Source organism: Calderihabitans maritimus (genome assembly GCF_002207765.1).
Lineage (GTDB): Bacteria > Bacillota > KKC1 > Calderihabitantales > Calderihabitantaceae > Calderihabitans > Calderihabitans maritimus.
Window position 1 is genome coordinate 1 of the sequence record NZ_BDGJ01000093.1, and the last position, 235, is coordinate 235.

At 54.5% G+C, this 235-nt stretch carries 1 rRNA gene; it reads right to left on the bottom strand.

Going from position 1 to position 235, the window contains the following annotated elements:
* Positions 1 to 7: 7 nt before the first annotated feature.
* Positions 8 to 122 (bottom strand): 5S ribosomal RNA (gene rrf / locus KKC1_RS08470).
* Positions 123 to 235: the final 113 nt, after the last annotated feature.

A 235-nucleotide genomic window follows, 5' to 3' on the forward strand; every position in this document is an offset into this window, starting at 1 on the left:
AATAAGTTTCTGGCAGCGACCTACTCTCCCGGGGCAGGAGCCCCAGTACCATCGGCGCAGGAGGACTTAACTTCCGTGTTCGGGATGGGAACGGGTGTTGCCCCTCCGCTATAGCCACCAGAAACTTGAGGGTCAATTCTTTCAAAACTGCACAGGGTATTGCACCAAGAGGTCAAGCCCTCGACCTATTAGTACCAGTCCGCTAAGGTGGTTACCCACCTTACACTTCTGGCCT